The sequence below is a fragment of the Dietzia sp. B44 genome (assembly GCF_014145245.1).
Taxonomy (GTDB): domain Bacteria; phylum Actinomycetota; class Actinomycetes; order Mycobacteriales; family Mycobacteriaceae; genus Dietzia; species Dietzia natronolimnaea.
Window position 1 is genome coordinate 1 of the sequence record NZ_JAALEF010000278.1, and the last position, 2931, is coordinate 2931.

3 protein-coding genes are annotated in these 2931 nt (G+C 68.5%); 2 read left to right on the top strand and 1 reads right to left on the bottom strand.

Annotated elements, in window-relative coordinates; translation table 11 throughout:
- Positions 1 to 77 precede the first annotated feature (77 nt).
- Entirely contained in the window at positions 78 to 1094 is a 1017-nt protein-coding gene (locus tag G6017_RS09785) for an NADP-dependent oxidoreductase (RefSeq protein ID WP_182617151.1), read from the bottom strand.
- 66 nt (positions 1095 to 1160) lie between these two features.
- Between G6017_RS09785 and wzm the strand changes: the two genes are divergently transcribed.
- Both wzm and wzt read left to right on the top strand, forming a co-directional pair.
- Positions 1161 to 2048, top strand: a complete 888-nt coding sequence (gene wzm / locus G6017_RS09790) for a galactan export ABC transporter permease subunit Wzm/RfbD (RefSeq protein WP_095717096.1) — start codon at positions 1161 to 1163, stop codon at positions 2046 to 2048.
- A 12-nt stretch (positions 2049 to 2060) separates the two neighbouring features.
- Positions 2061 to 2879, top strand: coding sequence for a galactan export ABC transporter ATP-binding subunit Wzt/RfbE (gene wzt / locus G6017_RS09795; protein WP_182617152.1), 819 nt, complete (start codon positions 2061 to 2063; stop codon positions 2877 to 2879).
- Positions 2880 to 2931: the final 52 nt, after the last annotated feature.

The following is a 2931-nucleotide window of genomic DNA, read 5'->3' on the forward strand; positions in this document are numbered from 1 at the left end:
GGGCGCGGCTCGAGGAGTCGACGTCATGGGTCCACCCTGCCCCACGGTGGGGTCGCGCCCGGGCCGGCCCCCGCTGATCAGATCCTGACCAGCATCTTCCCCACGTTCGCCCCGCGCATGAGGTCGAGGAACGCGTCGACGGAGTTGTCGATGCCCTCGACCACGGTCTCGTCGAAGACGACCTCGCCCGAGGCCACCCACGGCCCGACCTTCTCCGCGAACTCCTTGAACAGGTGCATGTACTTGTTGACGGTGAAGCCCTGCAGGGTGAGCCCGCGGGTGATGGCGTGCCACATGTTGTCCGGGCCGGGCGAGCGCTCGGTGGCGTTGTAGGAGCTGATCGCGCCGCACAGGGCCAGGCGACCGTCGTCGTTCATCAGGTCCAGCGCGGCCTCGAGGTGGTCGCCGCCGACGTTGTCGAAGTAGACGTCGATGCCCTCCCCGTTCTCGCGACCGAAGTGCTCGCGCAGCAGCGTGCGGACCGGTCCGTCCTTGTAATTGATCGCGGAGTCGAATCCGTAGCTCGAGGTGGCCTTGTCGACCTTCTCCGCACTCCCGGCCGAGCCGACGACCTTCGAGGCGCCCATGAGCCGGGCGATCTGCCCGACTGCCGAACCCACGGAACCGGCCGCGCCGGAGACGAAGACGGACTCGCCCTTCTGGAACCGCCCGATGTGCAGGAGCCCCACGTAGGCCGTGAGGCCCGTGGTCCCGAGGATCCCCAGGTACGCCGAGACGGGAACGCCCTCGATCTCCTGCACCACCCGGAACTGCCGGCCGTCGCCCTGGGCGACGTCCCGCCAGCCGAGGTCGTGCATCACGACCGCGCCGACCGGGTGGGCGTCGGAGCGGGACTCCACGACACGCCCGACGGCGCCGCCGGTCATCGTCTCGTTCAGCTCGAACGGCGGGATGTAGGAGCGGCCCTCGTTCATCCGGCCGCGCATGTAGGGGTCGACGGAGAGGTACTCGTTGGCCACGCGCACCTCGCCCTCGGCGATCGCGGGGAGGTCGACGACGACGGTGCGGAAGTCGTCATGGGTCGGCCAGCCGCGGGGGCGGCTGACGAGCTGGATCTGGGTACTGGTCGTCATCACTCATGTGTACGCGCCCTGTCTGCGGGGCTGCCACCGGCCACACCTCTAGTAGGCTTCGCCTTCGTGCAGGACCAGCCCACTCCCGACCCCGCTTCGGCGACGCTCCCCGACGAGCGCGTCCGCAGTGAGATCGTCAGCGACTCCCACACCTTCCGCCGGGCCGTGGCCGACCTCCGCCAGGGGCTGGGCCAGCGTGAGCTCTGGCTCTCGCTGGGCTGGCAGGACATCAAGCAGCGCTACCGCCGCTCCACACTGGGGCCGCTGTGGATCACCATCGCCACCGGCGTCATGGCCACGGCGCTGGGGCTGCTGTACTCGATCCTCTTCCAGATCCCGTTGGCGGAGTTCCTCCCGCACGTCACCGTGGGCCTGATCCTCTGGGGCTTCATCTCCGGCTGCATCAAGGAGGGCTCGGAGGTCTTCATCTCCAACGAGGGCCTGATCAAGCAGTTGCCCAGCGCGCTCAGCGTCCACGTCTACCGGCTGGTGTGGCGGCAGTTCCTGTTCCTGTGCCACAACCTGGTGATCTGGGTCGTGCTGATGCTCATCTACCCGCGGCCGCTGGGATGGGACCTGCTGCTGGCCGTGTTGGGCCTGGCGGTGCTCATGGTCAACGGCGTCTGGGTGGCGATGCTGTTCGGCATCCTGGCCACCCGCTTCCGCGACATCGCGCCCCTGCTGGACTCCATGGTTCAGCTGCTGTTCTACATGACCCCCATCGTGTGGACCACGCAGACGCTGTACGAGCAGGGCGGGGAGATCGCCAACCGCGCCCGCATCGCCGAGCTCAACCCGCTCTACCACTACCTGGAGATCGTCCGCGCCCCCATGCTGGGCCAGCCCGTCGCCGCGTACCACTGGTGGATCGTCCTGGCCTGCACGGCCGTGGGGCTGATCCTCGCCTTCGTCGCGCTGCGCCGGTTCCGCTCCCGAGTCCCGTACTGGGTGTAGGAGGTATATCCCATGAGCCCCGCCACACCCACCCCCGGCGGCGTGTCCATCGACTGTGTGGACGCGTGCGTGGACTTCCCGATCTTCGACGCCAAATCGCGCTCCCTCAAGAAGGCGGTCCTCGGCTCCGCCGGAGGCGCGATCGGCCAGAACTCGTCCAACGTCGTCGTCGTCGAGGCCCTGAAGGACATCACCCTCTCCCTCCGCGAGGGGGACCGCATCGGGCTGGTCGGGCACAACGGTGCCGGCAAGTCCACGCTGCTGCGGTTGCTGTCCGGAATCTACGAGCCCACCCGCGGCGCCGCCCGGATCAGGGGTCGTGTGGCGCCGGTGTTCGACCTGGGTGTGGGTATGGACCCGGAGATCACCGGGTACGAGAACATCATCATCCGTGGCCTGTTCCTGGGCCAGACCCGCAAACAGATGAAGGCCAAGATCGAGGAGATCGCGGACTTCACCGAGCTCGGCGATTACCTGGACATGCCGCTGCGCACCTACTCGACCGGCATGCGCGTCCGGTTGGCGATGGGCGTGGTGACCTCGATCGACCCCGAGATCCTGCTGCTCGACGAGGGCATCGGAGCCGTGGACGCGGAGTTCATGAAGAAGGCGCGGGTCAAGCTGGCCGACCTGGTGTCCCGGTCCGGGATGCTGGTGTTCGCCTCCCACTCCAACGAGTTCCTGGCCCAATTGTGCGACTCGGCGATGTGGATCGACCACGGTCGCATCCGGCAGCGCGGGAGCATCGAGGAGATCGTCACCGCCTACGAGGGCCCCGAGGCCGGGCGGTCGATCGCCGCGTACATGGAGAGGATGACGCGTGAGGGCTGAGGGGTCCGGCGCGGCCGGCGGGGCCGCGGAGTCCGGCGCGGCCGGCGGGGCC